Consider the following 1,975-nt stretch of genomic DNA (forward strand, 5'->3'; position numbering starts at 1 on the left):
GGGCGGCGCGTATGACGCGCCGCCCCCTCTTCTTTCTACACTTATTTTATACAACCGTTCGTGGATGCGCGCCGGGCGTCCCGCTCGTCATTCAGGATGGTCGGTACCCTGTTTCAGCCTCAGACCTCGAAGGTGGCGACTGCAAGAGGCCTCGGCAAGTCTTTTATACACGGAAAGGTCATGTGATGAAGGGCAGTCATCAGGTCGCCGCGCTCTCTTTCTGAAGGTCACGTGGGGGCGCCGATCGTGCCGTTCGGTTCTTTTCCGGTAGCATCCCCGCATGTGGAGTCGTTCGATTCGTGTGGGTGAGGCGGTGGTGACGTCGTTGACGGACGGTCGGTTCCGTCTGGATGGTGGGGCGATGTTCGGGGTGGTGCCGCGGGTGTTGTGGTCGCGGGTGGCGCCGCCGGACGAGTCGAATCGGGTGGAGCTGCGGCTCAATCCGTTGCTGATCCAGCTGGGTGGGAGGAACGTGCTGGTGGAGACGGGCTTCTGGGATCGGGGTGGGGAGAAGTTCGAGGCGATGTACGGGTTGGATCGGGACGAGTCGGTGTTCTCGGGGTTGCGGGGGTTGGGTCTGGAGCCGGGGGATGTCGACGTGGTGATCAACACGCATCTGCATTTCGATCATTGTGGTCGGAACACGGGGGCGGACGGGCGTCCGACTTTCCCGAACGCACGGTATGTGGTGCAGGCGCAGGAGTTGTATGACGCGATGCATCCGCATGAGCGGAACCGGGCGAGTTACGTGCCGGAGACGTTCGTGCCGGTGCTGGAGGCGGGGTTGTTCGAGGTGGTGGAGGGGGAGGCGGAGGTGCTGCCGGGTCTTTCGGTGGTGCCGCTTCCGGGGCATAACCTGGGGCAGCAGGGGGTGGTGTTGCGTTCCGGGGGTGAGGTGCTGGTGCAGCCGGCGGATCTGTTGCCGTCGCTGGCGCACGTGCCGTTTTCGTGGGTGATGGGGTATGACCTGTATCCGGTGACGTGTCTGGAGACGCGCAAGGCGTGGTTTCCTCGGTGGGCCCAGGAGGGGGCGGTCGTGGCGACGCCGCATGATCCGCGGGTGCCGTTCGCGCGTCTGGTGCCGAACGCGAAGGGTGGCTTCGACGCGGTTCCTCTGGAGGAGTAGCTTTTCACTCGCCCAGCTTATCGTGAATCATTTCACTTACATGAAGGAGCATTCATGCGCGTTCTCGTCATCAACTGCGGCAGCAGCAGCCTGAAGTTCCAGCATGTCGACACGTCCACGGGGGAGGTGCTCGCGCGGGGCCTGGTGGACCGCGTGGGCGAGGCGGAGGTGCCGGACCACCGCGCGGCGCTCGCGCGGGCCCTGACGGGCGTGCGGGTGGAGGACGTGGACGCGGTGGGGCACCGGACGGTGCACGGCGGGGAGCGCTTCCGGGAGGCGACGGAGGTGTCGGACGAGATGCTCGCGGAGCTGGAGGGCCTCTCCCGGCTCGCGCCGCTGCACAATCCGCCGGCGTTGCAGGGCATCCGCGCGGCGCGCGAGCTGCTGCCGGGGCGGCCCATGGTGGCGGTGTTCGACACGGCCTTCCACGCGACGCTCCCGAGGCACGCGTTCCTGTACGCGCTCCCGTACGAGCTGTACGAGCGTGAGGGCGTGCGGCGCTACGGCTTTCACGGGACGAGTCACGCGTTCGTGTCGCGTGAGGCGGCGCGGGTGCTGGGGCGGGACCTGCGGGACCTGCGGATCGTGACGTTGCACCTCGGGAACGGCGCGAGCGCGTGTGCGGTCCAGGGAGGCGTGTCGGTGGACACCAGCATGGGCTTCACGCCGCTGGAGGGCCTCGTGATGGGCACACGTTCGGGTGACGTGGACCCGGCGGTCGCGCTGATGCTGGCCCAGCGGGAGGGCGAGGCGGCCGCGTCGGACGTGTTGAATCGCCGCAGCGGCCTGCTGGGTCTGAGCGGCGTGTCGAACGACCTGCGTGACCTGCACCGCGCGCGCCTCGCGGGG

2 protein-coding genes are annotated in these 1,975 nt (G+C 67.3%); both read left to right on the forward strand.

The genetic code is table 11. The annotated features are described in order from the left end of the window. Positions 1 to 280 precede the first annotated feature (280 nt). The gene (locus DEIPI_RS0104155; protein WP_027480951.1) at positions 281 to 1,126 is read left to right on the forward strand and encodes an MBL fold metallo-hydrolase; all 846 of its coding nucleotides are present in this window, start codon (positions 281 to 283) and stop codon (positions 1,124 to 1,126) included. 54 nt (positions 1,127 to 1,180) lie between these two features. Then, the coding region (locus DEIPI_RS0104160) for an acetate/propionate family kinase (RefSeq protein ID WP_027480952.1) at positions 1,181 to 1,975 on the forward strand (795 nt) is incomplete at its 3' end.

This window comes from Deinococcus pimensis DSM 21231, from assembly GCF_000519345.1.
GTDB classification, from domain to species: Bacteria; Deinococcota; Deinococci; order Deinococcales; family Deinococcaceae; genus Deinococcus_A; species Deinococcus_A pimensis.